A 16873-nucleotide genomic window follows, 5' to 3' on the forward strand; every position below is an offset into this window, starting at 1 on the left:
CCCCCTGCTCGGTAACGAGCGAGGGGGGCGTGTGCTTCTTCTTCGTCACACCGAAATTTTTACTCGGCACCGGCCTCTACCGCAGCGGTGTCGGCGGTAACGGGCGCCGCCGCTGTGTCCTCTTCCTCGACCGGAACCAGGGAGATCTTGCCCCGGTTGTCGATGTCGGCGATCTCGACGCGGATCTTGTCGCCGACGTTCACCACGTCCTCGACCTTGCCGACCCGCTTGCCGTTGCCCAGCTTCGAGATGTGCACCAGACCGTCGCGGCCCGGCAGCAGCGAGACGAACGCGCCGAAGGCAGTGGTCTTGACGACCGTGCCGAGGAAGCGCTCGCCGACCTTCGGCAGCTGCGGGTTCGCGATGGCGTTGATCTGATCGATCGCGGCCTGCGCCGACGGGCCGTCGGTCGCGCCGACGAACACGGTGCCGTCGTCCTCGATGGAGATGTTGGCGCCGGTGTCCTCGGTGATCTGGTTGATGACCTTGCCCTTGGGTCCGATCACCTCGCCGATCTTGTCGACCGGGATCTTGATGGCGGTGACGCGCGGGGCGTACGGGCTCATCTCGTCCGGGCTGGCGATGGCCTCGGCCATGACCTCCAGGATGGTCAGGCGCGCGTCGCGGGCCTGGTTCAGGGCGCCGGCCAGCACCTTGGAGGGGATGCCGTCGAGCTTGGTGTCCAGCTGCAGCGCGGTGACGAAGTCCCGGGTGCCGGCGACCTTGAAGTCCATGTCACCGAAGGCGTCCTCGGCGCCGAGGATGTCGGTCAGCGCGACGTAGCGGGTCTCCTCCTCGCCCTGGTCGTTCTTGATCGCGTCGGACACCAGGCCCATGGCGATACCGGCGACCGGCGCCTTCAGCGGCACACCGGCGTTCAGCAACGCCAGGGTCGAGGCGCACACCGAACCCATCGAGGTCGAACCGTTGGAGCTCAGCGCCTCCGACACCTGACGGATGGCGTAGGGGAACTCCTCCTGGCTGGGCAGCACCGGGATCAGGGCGCGCTCGGCGAGGGCGCCGTGCCCGATCTCGCGCCGCTTCGGGGAGCCGACGCGGCCGGTCTCGCCGGTGGAGAACGGCGGGAAGTTGTAGTGGTGCATGTAGCGCTTGGAGGTCTCCGGGCCGAGCGAGTCGACCTGCTGCGCCATCTTCACCATGTCGAGGGTGGTGACGCCCAGGATCTGGGTCTCACCGCGCTCGAACAGCGCCGAACCGTGCGCCCGCGGGACCACGGCGACCTCGGCCGACAGCGCGCGGATATCCGCGAGGCCGCGGCCGTCGATGCGGAAGCCGTCGGACAGGATGCGCTGGCGCACAAGCTTCTTGGTGACCGAGCGGAACGCCGCGCCGATCTCCTTCTCGCGGCCCTCGAAGTCCTCGGCGAGGCTCGAGAGCACCGAGAGTTTGACCTCGTCGATCTTCTCCTCGCGCTCCTGCTTGCCCGGGATGGACAGCGCCTCGTTCAGCGGGGTCTTCGCGGTGCCCTCGACGGCCGTGTACACGTCGTCCTGGTACGGCGGGAAGAGCGGGAACTCCTCGGTCGGCTTCGCCGCCAGCTGCGCCAGGTCCTGCTGCGCCTTGCACAGCCGGGCGATGAACGGCTTGGCGGCCTCCAGGCCCTCGGCCACCACGGTCTCGGTCGGCGCCTGCGCGCCGCCCTCGACCAGGGCGATCACGGTGTCGGTGGCCTCGGCCTCGACCATCATGATCGCGACGTCACCGGACTCGACGACGCGGCCGGCCACGACCATGTCGAAGACCGCGCCCTCGAGCTGCTCGACGGTCGGGAACGCCACCCACTGGCCCTCGATCAGCGCGACGCGCACGCCGCCGACCGGGCCGGAGAACGGCAGGCCCGAGATCTGCGTCGACGCCGAGGCCGCGTTGATCGCGACGACGTCGTACAGGTCCTTCGGGTCCAGGCTCATGACCGTGACCACGACCTGAATCTCGTTGCGCAGGCCGTCGACGAACGACGGGCGCAGCGGCCGGTCGATCAGGCGGCAGGTCAGAATGGCGTCGGTGGAGGGACGGCCCTCGCGGCGGAAGAACGAGCCGGGGATGCGGCCCGCAGCGTACATCCGTTCCTCGACGTCGACCGTCAGCGGGAAGAAGTCGAACTGGTCCTTGGGGTGCTTACCGGCGGTGGTCGCCGACAGCAGCATGGTCTCGTCGTCCAGGTAGGCGACGACCGCACCCGCGGCCTGCTTGGCCAGGCGCCCGGTCTCGAACCGCACGGTGCGGGTGCCGTAGCTGCCGTTGTCGATCAGCGCGACCGACTCGAAGACTCCGGGCTCGACCTCGACCGCGGAGCTGGTCTGTGTATCCGTCATTGTTCTGTTCTCAACCTCTCGTCTCGCCGGATCCAGCGCAGGTGTGCGCGATCCGGCTGTTGTCAGCCGTACCCGGCTTGGGCGCGTCTCGGCGCGCACACCCGGCCGGTCCCCCTTGGGAGCGGCGACGCGGAGGCGGTCATCGATCGAAGCTCTCCGGACCGTCGTGCCGAAAAGCCACTACCGAAGACCGACGCCACGCGACGGGTGTGTACGGCCGTGTCGTCGTCGTGCGTGTTACCGATCGGTCCATACACGACTAGCCGACGGGGAGATTCTAAGCCTCCCCGTCGGCTGGCTTGCGAACTGCCTCTGCAGAACGTGTGTCGCTATGCGTCAGCGACGCAGTCCGAGCCGCTCGATCAGCGAACGGTAGCGCGCGATGTCCTTGTCCTGCAGGTACTTCGACAGGCGCTTGCGACGGCCGATGAGCTGCATCAGGCCGTGGCGGGTGTGGTGATCGTGCTTGTGCTTCTTGAGGTGCTCGGTGATGTCGGAGATGCGCTTGGTCAGCATCGCGATCTGGGCCTCCGGCGAACCGGTGTCCTTCTCGTGCACCCCGTAGTCGGCGAGGATCGCCTTCTTCTGCTCGGTGGTCAGCGCCACGAATTCACTCCTGGTATTCCAGTCCGCGCTCGGAAGAACCGGGAAACCCCGGGCGGGCGCCACCGCGGACCGCAGCAAACCCGACGAGCCAGCCTACCGGACGGGCATCCGGAAGCCGAATCGCCCTCGCGCTGTACCCACATCCATTACCTCACGCGTAATCGACTTGCCGCTACCCGGCTGCGAATCTTGTTCTCGCACGGACGATTACAGAGGAGCCCACGATGCCGTACTTCCGGACCACCGACGGAACCACCCTGGCCTACGAGGAGTACGGCACCGGCGCGCCGGTCGTCTTCCTCGCCGGATGGTCGCTGAACACCGAGATGTGGGAGCACCAGGCGCCGTTCTTCGCCGAGCGAGGCTACCGCTGCGTCCTGCTGGACCGCCGCGGCCACGGCCGCTCGGACCGGCCCGCCGGCGGCTACGACGTCGATACCCGCGCCGACGACGTGGCGGCACTGCTCGAGCACCTGGACCTCACCGGGGTCACGCTGGTCGCGCACTCCGCCGGCGGTGCGGAGGCCGTCCACTGTCTGGCCCGGCACGGGCAGGACCGGGTGCGCCGGGTGACGCTGCTCGCACCGGCCATGCCGCGGATGGCGTGGGCCCCGGACCACCCGGCGGGCGTTCCGGAGGAGCTGCTGGAGGCGTCCATGGCCGCCCTGCGCGCCGACCGCGCCAAGTGGATGGCCGACCGGGCCCAGGGCTACTTCGCCACCCACCTCGGCAACGACGTCTCCCCGGCCCTCATCGATCAGGAGGTCCGGCGCTGCCTGTCGACCACCCACTGGGCCGCCATCCAGGTCCAGCGCTCGGTCATCGAGAGCGACCTGCGCGCCGAACTCCCCGGCATCACCGTCCCCGTCCTGCTCGTCCACGGCCACGCCGACCAGTCCATCCCGATCGACCCCTCCAGCCGCGTCGCGGTCCGGCTACTCCCGAACGCGGAACTGAAGGAGCTTCCGACCGCCGGACACGGGCTCTATGTCACGCACGCGGCGGAGATCAACGCGGACATCCTGGAGTTCATGAAGAGCTGACCACCCCTTTTTTCCGGCACGCTTTTGGCCGGAATCCCATGGTGAGATTCCGGCCAAAAGCGTGCCGGAAAAAGGGGTTGGCCTACTGGTCCGCAGCGAGAATCTCGCGTGTGCGGTCCACATCCCGACTGATGGCCGTGACCAGATCGTCCACCGAGCCGAAAGTACTCTGCCCGCGGATGTGCTCGACGAAATCCACCGCCACGTGCTGGCCATAGAGGTCGACGTCGGTGTCGAGCACGTAGGCCTCGACGGTGCGGGTGCGGCCGGAGAAGGTGGGGTTGGTGCCGACCGAGATGGCCGCCATCGCCCGCTTGCCCGCCGTGGTGGTGCCGACGGTTTTGCCGGGGCTCAGGACGGTGAACCAGCCCGCGTACACGCCGTCGGCGGGGATGGCGGCGTGCATCGGCGGCGCCACGTTCGCGGTCGGGAAACCGAGTTCGCGGCCCCTGCCGTCGCCGTGCACGACGACGCCCTCGACACGGTGCGGGCGGCCGAGCGCATCGGCGGCCGCGGCCATGTCACCGGCGTCGACGCAGGCGCGAATGTAGGTGGAGGAGAACGTGACCGCGTGCTCGCCGACCAGCTTCACCCCGTCGACCTCGAAGCCCCAGCGGCCACCGAGGTCGCGCATGGTGTCGATGGTGCCGGTGGCCTTCTTGCCGAAGGTGAAGTTGTCGCCGATCACGACCTCGGTCACGTGCAGCTTCTCGACCAGCAGGTCGTGCACGTAGCGCGAGGGGGTGAGCTTCATGAAGTCCTGGGTGAACGGCATCACGCAGAACACGTCGATGCCCAGTTCCTCGACCAGTTCGGCCCGCCGCGTCAGCGTGGTCAGCTGCGCGGGGTGCGAACCGGGCCGCACCACCTCCATGGGATGCGGGTCGAAGGTCATCAGCACCGACGGCACGCCGCGCACGGCGGCGGATTTCACGGCGCGGCTGATCAACTGGGCGTGCCCGCGGTGCACACCGTCGAACACCCCGATCGTGAGCACGCACCGTCCCCAGTCCGGGGGCATGTCCTCGAGACTTCGCCATCTCTGCACACCCGGCAGCCTACGCAAAGCGCGTCACGGAGGGCATTCGGCGGTGCGGTTGTTCACAGCGGCGTGGCGCGGGCATCGGCGGTTCGTCATATCGTGTTCGGCGGGCCGCCTCCTCCGGACCGGCCGTTCGCACGGCTAAGCTCGAAACGTGCCCGGAAAACGAGATATCGCCACCCGTCGCGAGCTGGCCGATCCCTCCGCGTCACAGCAGACCGACGCGACGGAGACGAGCGGCACGGCCACCGCGACCGGCGAGACGACCCTCGCGCCGGTGCTGTCCTCGGTCGCGCAGGACTACCTGAAGGTGATCTGGACCGCGCAGGAGTGGTCGCAGGAGAAGGTGTCGACGAAGCTGCTCGCCGAACGCATCGGCGTCTCGGCGTCGACGGTGTCCGAAGCGGTGCGCAAACTCGCCGATCAGGGCCTGGTCGAGCACGCCCGCTACGGGTCCATCACGCTGACCGAGGACGGCCGCCGCGCCGCCGTCGCCATGGTCCGCCGGCACCGCCTGATCGAGACCTTCCTGGTGAACGAACTCGGCTACGGCTGGGACGAGGTGCACGACGAGGCCGAGGTCCTCGAGCACGCGGTCTCCGAAACGCTGATGGCCCGCATCGACGCCAAACTCGGCCACCCGGACCGTGATCCGCACGGCGACCCCATCCCCTCGGTGGACGGCGCCGTGCCCACCCCGCCGGCCCGCCAGCTCAGTGACTTCCAGGCGGGCGAGACCGGCCGCGTCGCCCGCATCTCCGATTTCGACCCGGCCATGCTCCGGTACTTCGACTCGGTCGGCATCGCCCTGGACACCCCCATCTCGGTCGTCGAACGCCGAGACTTCGCCGGCACCATAGCCATCCGACTAGGCGACCGCACCCTGGACCTGGGCAGCCCCGCCGCCGAAGCCATCTGGCTGACCTCCTGACGAGATTCCGGCCAAAAGCGTGCCGGAAAGAGGGGAGCCTACGTCGCCGTCAGTGCCCGGCACCACAGCCCCAGTCCCCCGGCACCACCGCCCCAACTCCCCGACACCACCGCCCCAACTCCCCGACACCACCGACCCAATTCCCCGGCATGCTTTTGGCCGGGGCGTATGCCCTTCAGCTCCCCACGAGTTCCGCGGCGCGCTTGGCGATGGTGAGACCCAGTTCGGTGGTGGTGGCGGTGCCGCCCAGGTCCGGGGTACGGACACTGCCTTCGGCCAGGACTTCGCAGACGGCGCGATCGATGGCCGCCGCGGCCGCACGCTCCCCCAACTGCTCCACCATCATTGCGGCGGCGAGGATTTGGGCCACGGGGTTGGCGATGCCCTGGCCCGCGATATCGGGCGCACTGCCGTGGACGGCCTCGAACATGGAGGGGGCGTCGCGGTGCGGGTTGATATTCCCCGAGGGTGCCAGGCCGAGACCGCCCGTCACCGCGGCGGCGAGATCAGACAGGATGTCGCCGAACAGGTTCGAGCCGACGATCACGTCGAGGCGGTCGGGGTGCAGCACGATCTCGGCGGCCAGCGCGTCGACGTGCATCTGCCGGGTCTCGACGTCCGGGTACTCGGCCGCGATGCGCTCGAAGACGCTGTCCCAGTACGGCATCGAGTGGATGAGGCCGTTGGATTTGGTCGCCGAGCACAGCCGCCCGTCGCGCTCGCGGGCCCGCTCGAATGCGTAGCGGATGATGCGCTCGCAGCCGGTGCGGGTGAACACCGACTCCTGGAGCACGACCTCCTCCGGACGGCCCGGGTTGTGGATGCCGCCGAGTTCGGAGTACTCGCCCTCGGAGTTCTCCCGCACGATCAGGATGTCCAGATCCTCGGCGGTGCGGTCGCGCAGCGCGGATTCGGTGCCCGGCAGCAGCCGCACCGGACGCAGGTTCACGTACTGGGAGAACGCCCGGCGCAACGGGATCAGCAGACCCCACAGCGAGATGTGGTCGGGCACACCGGGAAAGCCGACGGCACCCAGCAGGATCGCGTCGAACCCGGCGAGCCGTTCGACCCCGTCGGCGGGCATCATCGCCCCGGTGCGCAGGTACTGCTCACAGGACCAGTCGAATTCGGTCCACTCGACCCCGGGCAGCACGGCGTCGACGACCTGCACCGCCTCCGCGGTCACGTCGACGCCGATGCCGTCGCCCGGAATGGTCGCGATGCGATAAGTGCTCACAGCTGCACGCCGATGTACTTGGTCTCCAGGAATTCGTCGATGCCCGTCAGGCCGCCCTCGCGGCCGAGCCCGGACTCCTTGATACCGCCGAACGGCGCGGCAGGGTTGGACACCACGCCCTGGTTGAGCCCGACCATGCCGGATTCCAGCGCCTCGCACACGCGCAGCCCGCGGCGCAACCCCTCGGTGTACACATACCCCACCAGACCGAACGGGGTGTCGTTGGCGCGCGTCACGACCTCCTCCTCGGTATCGAACGGGGTGAGGCTCGCGACGGGGCCGAAGATCTCGGTGTGGCACATCTGCGCGTCGTCCGGCACGTCGACGAGAACCGTTGCGGGATAGAAGTTTCCGGGGCCGTCCAGCGGTTCGCCGCCGAGCAGCACCCGCGCGCCGCGCGAGCGGGCGTCGGCGACCAGCTCGGTCACCTTGGCCACTGCGGCGTCGTCGATGAGCGGACCCACCACGACATCGGGTTCGGTGCCCCGGCCGAGCGGCAGCGCCGCCATCCGCGCCGCGAGCCGCTGCGCGAAGTCGTCGATCACGCCGCGCTGCACGAAGATCCGGTTCGCGGCGGTGCACGCCTGCCCGATATTGCGCATCTTCGCCGCCAGCGCGCCCTCCACGGCCGCATCCAGGTCGGCGTCGTCGAAGACGATGAACGGCGCGTTGCCGCCCAGCTCCATCGAGGTCCGCATGACGGTCTGCGCGCACTGTTCGAGCAGCTTCTTGCCGACCGGCGTGGAGCCGGTGAACGACAGTTTGCGCGAGCGCTCGTCGAGGATCATCGGCGTCATCAGCGCGCCCGGATCGGAGGTGGTGACGACGTTCACCACGCCCGCGGGCACCCCGGCCTGCCGCAGGATGTCGGCGATCGCCAGCGTGCACAGCGGCGTCTGCTCGGCCGGCTTGACGACACAGGTGCACCCGGCCGCCAGCGCCGGGCCGATCTTGCGGGTGGCCATGGCCATCGGGAAGTTCCACGGCGTGATCAGCAGGCTCGGCCCGACCGGCTGGCGGGCCACCAGGAACCGGGCGTTGCCGGCCGGTGCGGTCATGTATCCGCCGTCCAGGCGCACGGCCTCCTCGGCGAACCAGCGGAAGAACTCCGCGGCGTAGGTGACCTCGCCGCGCGCCTCCGCCAGGGGCTTGCCCATCTCGAGGGTGGCGATCAGCGCCAGCCGGTCGGCATCGTCGAGCAGCATGCGGTGGGCGCGCATCAGGATCTCGCTGCGCTCGCGCGGGGGCGTGCGCGCCCAGTCGGCCTGCGCGTTCGCCGCGGCCTCGAGGGCGGCGAGGCCGTCGTCGGGCCCGGCGTCGGACACCGAGCACAGCGTCCGGCCCGTCGCCGGATCGACGACCGGCAGCGTCGCCGCCGTCTCGCGCCACTCGCCACCGATGTACAGCCCGGTGGGGACGCTGTCGATCGCGGCCCGCTCGGCCGGATTCAGGCTCTCGTCGGTCCGGTTCGGGATCGTCTGGCTCTGCGTCACCGCGTGCTCCTCACCCTGGTCTCCGCCGGATCCGGCGGTCGGTTGATATCGGTACCCCATTGCTGCGGCACTGCCCGACATGTTATTCATATTGTCGACAATCCGACAATAGACAATCCGACACACCCCCGTTCGCGGCACCACCCCACGCTCCGGAAGGCGGATCACGATGACGGCTCTCTCCCCCGTCCTGAAGCAGGCCACCCCGGTCACCGTCGACCACGGCGAGGGCTGCTACCTCTACGCCACCGACGGCAGCCGCTATCTCGACTTCACCGCCGGGATCGGCGTGACCAGCACCGGTCACTGCCACCCGAAGGTGGTCGAGGCGGCCCAGAAGCAGGTCGGCAGCCTGATCCACGGTCAGTACACGACCGTCATGCACAAGCCGCTGCTCGCGCTGACCGAGCGCCTCGGCGACGTGCTGCCGGCCGGGCTCGATTCGGTGTTCTTCTCCAACTCCGGCAGCGAGGCGATCGAGGCGGCGCTGCGGCTGGTGCGGCAGGCCACCAAGCGGCCCAACGTCATCGTGTTCCACGGCGGATTCCACGGCCGCACGGTCGCGGCGGCCACCATGACGACCTCCGGCACCCGGTTCTCCGCCGGATTCAGCCCGCTGATGGCCGGTGTGCACGTGGCGCCGTTCCCGACCGCGTTCCGCTACGGCTGGAGCGAGGAGCAGGCCACCGATTTCGCGCTGCGCGAGCTGGACTACCTGCTCACCACCCTGAGCTCGCCCGACGAGACCGCCGCGTTCTTCGTCGAGCCGGTACTCGGCGAGGGCGGCTACATTCCCGGCAACACCCGCTTCTTCCAGGGCCTGCGCGAGCGCGCGGACCGCCACGGCATCCTGCTGGTCTTCGACGAGATCCAGACCGGCTTCGGGCGGACCGGAAAGTTCTTCGGCCATCAGCACTTCGACGTCAAGCCGGATATCATCACCATCGCCAAGGGCCTGGCCAGCGGCTTCCCGCTGTCGGGCATCGCCGCCTCGAGCGAGCTGATGGCCAAGGCGTGGCCGGGTTCCCAGGGCGGCACCTACGGCGGTAACGCCGTCGCCTGCGCCGCCGCGCTGGCCACCATCGACGTCATCGAATCCGAGGGCCTGGTCGACAACGCCGCCGAGCGGGGGCGCCAGCTGCTCGCCGGCGCGCGCAGCCGCGCCACCAAGGCCGTCGGCGACGTGCGCGGCCTGGGCCTGCTGGTCGGCACCGAATTCACCACGGCGGCAGGCGAACCCGACACCGCCACCGCGGCGGCCGCGCAGCGCAAGGCGCACGAGAAGGGCCTGCTGCTGCTGACCTGCGGCGCCTACAGCAATGTCGTGCGGATGATCCCGCCGCTGATCGTGACCGCCGACCAGGTCGACGAGGCCCTCGGCATCTGGTCCTCCGTGCTGGACGAGCTGTAGGAGATTCCGCCATGGCCCGCTACATCAGCATCACCCTCACCAAGGCGGGCGTGCGCTGCCGCGCCCGCCTGCTCGAGGCCGAGGCCCCCCTCACCTGCGCCGCGGTGTGGGACGCCCTGCCGCAGGAGGCAGACGCCTTCCACGCCAAGTACGCCCGCAACGAGGTGTACACGCTGGTCCCACGCATCACCGCGGCCCCGCACCGCGAAAACCCCACCATCACACCGATTCCCGGCGACGTCTGCCTGTTCGACTTCGAACCCTGGGAGATCGGCAACCCCGCCTACGGCTACGAACCCGGCTCCGAGGCCCACCACGCCCAGGGCGCCACGGACCTGGCCCTCTTCTACGGCCGTAACAACCTCCTGATCAACGGCGACCAGGGCTGGGTCCCCGGCAACGTCTTCGCCACCATCGAAGAGGGCCTGGCCGATATCGCCACGGCATGCAACAACCTCTGGCTCCGCGGCGTCGAGGGCGAAACCCTCGCCTTCGCAAGGGATTCGGAGTAGCCAGCAAGGGAAGTTCCTCTTGTTTCCGGCCAAAAGCATGCCGGAAACAAGGGGGCAGACCCACGAGAACCGTCACCACTCCGAGCGAGAGCCGCCTGTCTTTCCCAACATGGTTGTGGGGAGTTCGCCCAGCGAACTCCCCACAACCATGTTGGGGCACCGCAAGATTCGGGGCGCGACACGCGAGAAGGCCCGAAGTAGAGTCGGTCAGCGATCAACAGTGGCTCGGTCGCCGGGCCCGGCCGCGGCCGCGGTGTCCGCTCGGCGGGAAGGTGACATCGCCATGTTCACAAGGACTTTCGATCGCCCCGCACGACTCGCCCGCCGCCTCGCGGCACCCACGCTAGTCGCGGCGGCCGCAGTAGCCGTACTCGGCGCGGGGAGTGGCTCAGCCGAACCCGCAGCAGGCAATGAGGTAGCCGCCCAGGGGGTTACCCCGGTCTTCGACGGCCTGTCCACCCATTGCGGCGAGGGGTATTGCGCGCAGTACGACAAGCACGGGCGATACGTGTGCACCGTGACGGTGCTGCCGCTCGGGGGCGGATCGGCGGCGGCGTACAACTGGCTGCCCAACGAGATCTGCGATCTCCAGGTGACGATCGCCAACGCGCTGCCGTAGGGCCGTGCCCTCGCACCGGGCCACGGGCGCGGCGACGAGTGCCGTGCCCGAGCCTGGCGCGAGGGATCAGCCCGCGAGGACCACTTCCGCGAAGCGGGCCATGGCCAGGACCAGATCGTCGGAGTGCCGCGGGCCGACGATCTGGAGGCCGACCGGGAGCCCGGCGGCGGTGGCGCCGATCGGGATGCTGATCGCGGGCTGCTGGGTCATGTTGAACGGGTAGGTGAACGGCGTCCACTGCGGCCAGCTGCGCAGATCGCTGCCTGGCGGAACGTCGTGGCCGGCCTCGAAGGCGGCGATCGGCGTCGTGGGCGTGATCAGCACGTCGTAGGCGGTGTGGAAGGCGCCCATCACGATTCCCACCTCGGCGGCGACCGCGCGGGCGTTCAGATGGTCGACCGCGCTCAGGGTCGCGCCCCGATCCCAGACCTCACCGAGGCCCGGATCGACGCGCTCGCGGCTGCCCTCGGGGAAGTGCGACAGCATCGTCGCCGCGCCCGAGGCCCACAGATCCTCGAACGCCTCCAGTGGATCGCTGAAGCCCGGATCGGCGTTCACCACGCGCAGCCCGGCCGCCTCCAGCTGCCGCACCGCGCTCTCCACCACGCTCGCCACCTCGGGGTCGACGTCGACGTAGCCGAGGGTGGGCGAGAAGGCGGCCGTCGCCCCGCGCACGTCGCGCTGCAACTGGGCGCGGTAGGTGCTGATCGGCGGCGCGAGCGCGGTGGGGTCGCGCGGATCCGGCAGCGCCAGAATGTCCATCAGCAGCGCGGCGTCCTCGACCGTGCGCGTCATCGGCCCGGCGTGGGCCAGCGGGCCGAACGGGCTCGCCGGGTACAGCGGGATCCGCCCGTGCGTGGGCTTGAACCCGACGATGCCGCAGAACGCCGCCGGAATGCGCACGCTCCCACCGCCGTCGGTGCCGACCGAGACCGGGCCCATCCCCGCGGCAACCGCCGCCGCACTGCCGCCCGAGGAACCGCCGCAGGTCTTCGACGGATCCACCGGATTACGGGTGATCCCGGTGAGCGGGCTGTCGGTGGTGGCCTTCCAGGCCAGCTCCGGCGTGGTCGTCTTGCCGAGGAACACCATGCCGTCGCCGCGCAGCCGCGCCGCGACCGGGCTGTCCACGGGCCACGGCACATCGGGCTCGACGGAGGTGGAGCCACGGCGCGTCGGCCAGCCCTCGGTGAGGAAGATGTCCTTGATCGAGATCGGCACCCCGTCCAGCAGCCCGGCCACGTGACCGGAATGCCAGCGCGCCTCGGACTCCTTGGCCTGGATCAGGGCGCGTTCGCCGTCCACCAGACAGTACGCGTTGAGATCACCGTCGCGCTCGGCGATCGCCTCGAGGACCGCCTCGGTCGCCTCGACCGGTGAGAGCGCCCCCGCCGAATAGGCGGTGATCAGCTCGACCGCGGTCATCGCGGCCGGTTCGGTGGGGATATCGATATCGGGGTGGGCCATCCTGACTCCCTTTCAGCTGGGGACGTATCCCAGCCCTTTGTCGACCACGTTCACGAGCGGCCGGCCGTCGCTCCACCTCCGGAAATTCTCGGCGAACGCGGTGGCGAGATCACCGCGCCAGCCGACCACATCACCGGAGTTGTGTGGGGTGAGTTGGACATTCGGCAGATCCCAGAGCGCATGGCCGGGCGGCAGCGGCTCGGGATCGACGACATCGAGCGCCGCGCCCGCGAGCGTGCCGTTGCGCAGCGCGGCGACGAGATCGTCTGTCACTACTAGTTCCCCACGACCGACGTTGACGAAACGGGAATGCGGCTTCATCGCGGCGAACGCGCGCGCGTCGAACATGTGCCGGGTCTGCTGGGTCAGCGGCGCGATGGCGACCACGTAGTCCGCCCCGGGCAGCTCGGCGTGCAGATCCGTGGCGACGGTGCCGAAATCCGGATCGTCGGTGCACGCCCGCCGCCCCAGGCCGCGGACCTCCATGCCCACGCAGCGCAGCATCCGCGCGATCGACCGGCCGATGGACCCGGTGCCGACGACGAGTACCGTGGCGCCGGAGAGCCGCTCCGACTCCCGATGGCGCCATTCGTGCCGCTGTTGCAGCCGCCACGACTCGGGCAGGTCCTTGGCGAAGTTCAGGATCTGCGCGAGCACGTACTCGGCGATCGGCCCGTCGAAGATGCCCCGGGTGTTGGTGACGACGACGTCACTGCGGATCAGCTCGTCGAACATCACGGAGTCGACGCCGGTGGCACCCACGTGCACCCAACGCAATCTGTCGGCTCCCGGCCAGGCGCCGGGAACCGCTGTACTGGTGAAGTCGTACACGAACAACACATCGGCACCACGAAGCGAGTCGGCGAGCCCCTCCGCCTCGGTGTAGCGGATCTCGGCCCGCTCGGACACCGGGCGCAAGAGGCTCGCATCGGGCCGGGTGCCATCGTGAAGAACGGTGACTATTTGGCCCTCATTCACATTGACAGGCTAGAAACGCATCGTATGATTGTCAACAATCCGATCGTGTGCGGAGGAATATTCAGCTGAACGCGAGAGGGGCCCACTGGTGGCGGAACTCAATTTTCCCGACATCGACGGCCCGGTCGCGCAGCGAGGTATCGGCATCATCGCGCCATTCGACCTGGCGCTGGAACGCGAGTTGTGGAGGTGGGCGCCTCTCGAGGTGAGCCTGCACCTGGCCCGCACTCCGTATGAGCCGGTACCGGTGTCGGTAGCGATGGCGGAGCTGGTGTCCGATGCGGCACACCTGACCTCCGCCACGCGCAACATCCTGCATGTAGACCCGGAAGTGATTGCCTATCTGTGCAGTTCGGGCAGCTTCATCAAGGGGCTGGACTACGAGCGTTCGTTGTGCGACACCATCTGCGCGGCCGGAGCCCGAGATGCGGTGACCACGTCCGGCGCACTGATCGAGGCGATCAGAGCGCTCGACGTGAGCAGGCTCTCGGTCATCACGCCGTATGACGAGATCCTGACCGAGAAGCTGCACGACTTCCTCGGTGAGGCCGGCTGCGAGGTCGTCCGATCGAACCATCTCGGCCTCGGCGGCGGTATCTGGAAGGTCAGCTACCGCACCATCGCCGAGCGCATCATCAACGCCGACGATCCGCGGTCCGAAGCGATCTTCGTCAGCTGTACCAACCTGCCCACCTACGACCTGATCGAACCGCTCGAACAGGCCCTCGGCAAACCGGTGCTCACCGCCAACCAGCTCACCATGTGGGCATGCCTGGGGCGCATGAAACTGCCCATGATGGGGCCCGGCAAGTGGCTCCAGGACGTCTTCTAGGGGAACCGATATGCAGACGCCGACGATCGGCTTCATCTACCCGGACCACGCCGCCGAGGACGACTATCCGCGCGCGGCCGAGATCCTCGGCGCGGACCTGCGGGTCGCGCACATCTACGGCACCGATCTGCACGCCGTGCCCGAACTGCTCGACCTGGGCAGCCCCGGCAAGTTGCGGCAGGGGGCCGAACTGCTGGCGCCGGCGCGGCCCAGCGCGGTCGTATGGGCCTGCACCTCCGGCAGTTTCGTCTACCGCCCGGACGGGGCGCGCGAGCAGGTCCGGGGACTGGCCGAGGCGGCCGGGGTGCCCGCCTCCAGCACCAGCTTCGCCTTCGTGAACGCCGCTCGCGCGCTGGGCATCTCGACGGTCGCGGTGTGGGCGAGCTATCCGGACGACGTCGCGGCGCTGTTCGTCGACTTCCTTGCCGCCGAAGGCATCCGGGTGCTATCCATGGGCAGCGCGGATATCGATACGGCGGCCGAGGTCGGCACCCTCACCGACGAACAGGTGCTGAAACTGGCCGTCGCCAACGACAATCCCGATGCCGAGGCGCTGCTGATCCCCGACACCGCCATGCATACGCTGGCGGTACTGCCGGAGTTGGAGGCCACCTTGGGCAAGCCGGTACTCACCGCCAATCAGGTCACCATCTGGGAGGGCATCCGGCTCGCCGGCTATTCGCCGGGGAGCGAACCGATCTCCCCCCGGCTCGGTAAGCTGTTCTCGGAAAGGCTCGTTCATGTCGGTGATTGAATTCGAGCCGGTCAACAGACAGTCGACGGCGGAGATGATCGCCGATCGGCTGCGCACGGCGATCATGCGCGGCGGCCTGGCGCCGGGCGCACAGCTCGTCGAGGCCGATCTCGCCACGCAGTTCGACGTCTCCCGCGGTCCGGTGCGGGAGGCGATGCAGCGGCTGGTGTCGGAGGGCCTGCTGCACAGCATCCGGCACCGGGGCATCTTCGTCATCGAGCTCAGTCTGGAGGATGTGGTCGACATCTACCGGGCCCGGACCGCGATCGAGGGCGGTGCGCTGGACCTGATCCTGGACGGCCGCCGCGATATCGCCTATGCCGCACTGGAACCCAGCATCGCCGCGATGCGCGCGTGCGCCGACAGCCGCGATCCCGCCGGGATGTCCGATGCCGACCACGCCTTCCACGAGGCACTGGTGGCCAGCGCCGACAGCCCCCGCCTGGCGCATGCCGCGCGAACGCTGTTCATCGAGACCCGCATGTGCCTGGGCGCGTTGGAGACCACGTATTCCGATGTGCTCGACCAGATCCAGGAGCACACCGACCTGCGCGAGGCCATCGGTTCCGGCGCCCCGGCCCGCGCCCGCAAACTCCTGGTCGACCACATGCACGACGCCGTGGAGCGCCTCCGCGCCACGGTAGGCGCGGACCTGCACCCGGCGGACGTCTAGTCGATCAGCCCGCGCGGCCGGACCACGAGGACGGGCGACGAGCGCCGACCCTTCTCCTCGAGCAGCGCGATGGCGCGGCCGTCGGCGGTCAGCGCCGCGTGGACGCCGGGGATGCCGACGGGATCGAGCCAGCGGCCGTCGCGCAGGGACGCCTCCTCGGCCGCGGTGATCGTGCGGTGCGCGAACGCGAGCCGGGCCGCGGCATCGATGTCCAGGTTCAATCCCGGATCGTCGGCGAGCCGATCCAGGGTCCGGGCGTGCTCGAGGGTGAAGGGGCCCACCCGGGTGCGGCGCAGTGCCGTGAGATGGCCGCCGACGCCGAACTTCTCGCCGAGATCGCGGGCCAGGGCGCGGATATAGGTGCCCGACGAGCACTCCACGACCACCTCCAGGTCGACGAACGACGTTGTGCCCGTATCGATATCGCGGCGCGCCAGGACGTCGAAGCGGCTGACCGTGACCGGGCGGGCGGCCAGCTGGACGTCCTCCCCCGCACGGGCCCGGGCGTAGGCGCGTTCGCCGCCGACCTTGATCGCGCTCACCGTGGCGGGGACCTGCTGGATGTCACCGGTCAATCCGGCCACGCCGGAGGCGATCTCGGCATCGGTGACGTGCCCGGCGGCGGTCGTCGCGACGCCCTCGCCCTCGGCGTCGTCGGTGACGGTGGACTGCCCGAGCCGGATCGTCGCCGCGTACGCCTTGGTGGTCAGGGTGAGCAGGCCCAGCATCTTCGTGGCCCGTTCCACGCCGAGCACCAGCACCCCGGTGGCCATCGGGTCCAGGGTGCCCGCGTGCCCGATCTTGCGGGTGTGCAACAGCTTCCGGCATCGGGCCACCACGTCGTGGCTCGTCATGCCGCCGGCTTTATCGACGATCAGCAAGCCGCCGAGCACGTCCACCAGCGGGGCCGGCCGCTCACCCACGGTCGCTCCCACCGGA

The 16873-nt window shown here is 69.3% G+C and carries 16 protein-coding genes; 8 read left to right on the forward strand and 8 right to left on the reverse strand.

Features of this window, described 5'->3' with window-relative positions; genetic code table 11:
- Positions 1–59: 59 nt before the first annotated feature.
- Together ON41_RS21235 and rpsO are read right to left on the reverse strand one after the other, a co-directional pair.
- Positions 60–2336, reverse strand: a complete 2277-nt coding sequence (locus tag ON41_RS21235; RefSeq protein ID WP_040749443.1) for a polyribonucleotide nucleotidyltransferase — start codon at positions 2334–2336, stop codon at positions 60–62.
- Positions 2337–2672: 336 nt separating this feature from the next.
- Entirely contained in the window at positions 2673–2942 is a 270-nt protein-coding gene (gene rpsO / locus ON41_RS21240; protein ID WP_040749490.1) for a 30S ribosomal protein S15, read from the reverse strand.
- A gap of 224 nt (positions 2943–3166) precedes the next feature.
- Here rpsO and ON41_RS21245 point away from each other — a divergent pair, with 224 nt between their 5' ends.
- Positions 3167–3985 (forward strand): alpha/beta fold hydrolase, encoded by an 819-nt coding sequence (locus ON41_RS21245; protein WP_040749444.1) that lies wholly within the window; start codon positions 3167–3169, stop codon positions 3983–3985.
- 82 nt (positions 3986–4067) lie between these two features.
- On the opposite strand, the gene ON41_RS21250 is transcribed toward ON41_RS21245, so the two are convergent.
- A complete protein-coding gene (locus tag ON41_RS21250; RefSeq protein ID WP_051162075.1) occupies positions 4068–5033 on the reverse strand; it encodes a bifunctional riboflavin kinase/FAD synthetase in 966 nt (321 codons plus the stop codon).
- A 271-nt stretch (positions 5034–5304) separates the two neighbouring features.
- Between ON41_RS21250 and ON41_RS21255 the strand changes: the two genes are divergently transcribed.
- A complete protein-coding gene (locus ON41_RS21255; protein WP_444543679.1) occupies positions 5305–5958 on the forward strand; it encodes a metal-dependent transcriptional regulator in 654 nt (217 codons plus the stop codon).
- Positions 5959–6133: 175 nt separating this feature from the next.
- Here the strand turns inward: ON41_RS21255 and ON41_RS21260 are convergent, their stop codons facing one another.
- Together ON41_RS21260 and ON41_RS21265 are read right to left on the reverse strand one after the other, a co-directional pair.
- On the reverse strand, positions 6134–7195 hold the full coding sequence (locus ON41_RS21260; RefSeq protein ID WP_040749447.1) for a tartrate dehydrogenase: 1062 nt from the start codon (positions 7193–7195) through the stop codon (positions 6134–6136).
- Positions 7192–8622, reverse strand: a complete 1431-nt coding sequence (locus tag ON41_RS21265; RefSeq protein WP_246829574.1) for an NAD-dependent succinate-semialdehyde dehydrogenase — start codon at positions 8620–8622, stop codon at positions 7192–7194. Before ON41_RS21265 ends, ON41_RS21260 begins: the two co-directional genes overlap by 4 nt.
- A 235-nt stretch (positions 8623–8857) precedes the next feature.
- On the opposite strand from ON41_RS21265, the gene ON41_RS21270 reads away from it, so the two are divergent.
- The 3 genes from ON41_RS21270 (at position 8858) to ON41_RS41725 (ending at position 11230) form a co-directional block, all read left to right on the forward strand.
- Positions 8858–10099 carry an aspartate aminotransferase family protein gene (locus tag ON41_RS21270; protein ID WP_040749448.1) on the forward strand — a complete coding sequence of 414 codons (1242 nt, stop codon included), beginning with the start codon at positions 8858–8860 and terminating at the stop codon, positions 10097–10099.
- Positions 10100–10110: 11 nt separating this feature from the next.
- Positions 10111–10611, forward strand: coding sequence for a DUF3830 family protein (locus tag ON41_RS21275; protein ID WP_040749449.1), 501 nt, complete (start codon positions 10111–10113; stop codon positions 10609–10611).
- A 283-nt stretch (positions 10612–10894) separates the two neighbouring features.
- Positions 10895–11230 (forward strand): hypothetical protein, encoded by a 336-nt coding sequence (locus ON41_RS41725; protein WP_157185568.1) that lies wholly within the window; start codon positions 10895–10897, stop codon positions 11228–11230.
- A 66-nt stretch (positions 11231–11296) separates the two neighbouring features.
- Here ON41_RS41725 and ON41_RS21280 read toward each other — a convergent pair whose 3' ends face one another.
- On the reverse strand, positions 11297–12697 hold the full coding sequence (locus ON41_RS21280; RefSeq protein WP_083905514.1) for an amidase: 1401 nt from the start codon (positions 12695–12697) through the stop codon (positions 11297–11299).
- Between the two features lie 12 nt (positions 12698–12709).
- Positions 12710–13615 carry a D-2-hydroxyacid dehydrogenase gene (locus ON41_RS21285; protein WP_085995744.1) on the reverse strand — a complete coding sequence of 302 codons (906 nt, stop codon included), beginning with the start codon at positions 13613–13615 and terminating at the stop codon, positions 12710–12712.
- Between the two features lie 148 nt (positions 13616–13763).
- Between ON41_RS21285 and ON41_RS21290 the strand changes: the two genes are divergently transcribed.
- From ON41_RS21290 to ON41_RS21300, 3 genes are read left to right on the forward strand one after another with little or no spacing between them, the layout of a single operon-like run.
- Positions 13764–14507, forward strand: coding sequence for a maleate cis-trans isomerase family protein (locus ON41_RS21290; RefSeq protein WP_040749451.1), 744 nt, complete (start codon positions 13764–13766; stop codon positions 14505–14507).
- Positions 14508–14517: 10 nt separating this feature from the next.
- Positions 14518–15261 (forward strand): maleate cis-trans isomerase family protein, encoded by a 744-nt coding sequence (locus ON41_RS21295; protein WP_040749452.1) that lies wholly within the window; start codon positions 14518–14520, stop codon positions 15259–15261.
- On the forward strand, positions 15248–15934 hold the full coding sequence (locus ON41_RS21300) for a GntR family transcriptional regulator (RefSeq protein WP_040749453.1): 687 nt from the start codon (positions 15248–15250) through the stop codon (positions 15932–15934). Before ON41_RS21295 ends, ON41_RS21300 begins: the two co-directional genes overlap by 14 nt.
- Here ON41_RS21300 and truB read toward each other — a convergent pair.
- Complete coding sequence (gene truB / locus ON41_RS21305; protein WP_051162097.1) at positions 15931–16857, reverse strand: tRNA pseudouridine(55) synthase TruB; 927 nt, start codon at positions 16855–16857, stop codon at positions 15931–15933. The two genes, ON41_RS21300 and truB, sit on opposite strands and share 4 nt — an antisense overlap.
- Positions 16858–16873 lie beyond the last annotated feature (16 nt).

This window comes from Nocardia transvalensis NBRC 15921 (assembly GCF_000308875.1).
In the GTDB taxonomy this organism is placed as follows: domain Bacteria; phylum Actinomycetota; class Actinomycetes; order Mycobacteriales; family Mycobacteriaceae; genus Nocardia; species Nocardia transvalensis.

Excerpts from the sequence above, each read along its gene's own strand:
- ON41_RS21235 (WP_040749443.1), bottom strand. The coding sequence starts at position 2,336 with ATGACGGATACACAGACCAGCTCCGCGGTCGAGGTCGAGCCCGGAGTC.
- ON41_RS21245 (WP_040749444.1), top strand. The coding sequence starts at position 3,167 with ATGCCGTACTTCCGGACCACCGACGGAACCACCCTGGCCTACGAGGAG.
- ON41_RS21270 (WP_040749448.1), top strand. The coding sequence starts at position 8,858 with ATGACGGCTCTCTCCCCCGTCCTGAAGCAGGCCACCCCGGTCACCGTC.
- ON41_RS21275 (WP_040749449.1), top strand. The coding sequence starts at position 10,111 with ATGGCCCGCTACATCAGCATCACCCTCACCAAGGCGGGCGTGCGCTGC.
- ON41_RS41725 (WP_157185568.1), top strand. The coding sequence starts at position 10,895 with ATGTTCACAAGGACTTTCGATCGCCCCGCACGACTCGCCCGCCGCCTC.
- ON41_RS21280 (WP_083905514.1), bottom strand. The coding sequence starts at position 12,697 with ATGGCCCACCCCGATATCGATATCCCCACCGAACCGGCCGCGATGACC.
- ON41_RS21295 (WP_040749452.1), top strand. The coding sequence starts at position 14,518 with ATGCAGACGCCGACGATCGGCTTCATCTACCCGGACCACGCCGCCGAG.
- ON41_RS21300 (WP_040749453.1), top strand. The coding sequence starts at position 15,248 with ATGTCGGTGATTGAATTCGAGCCGGTCAACAGACAGTCGACGGCGGAG.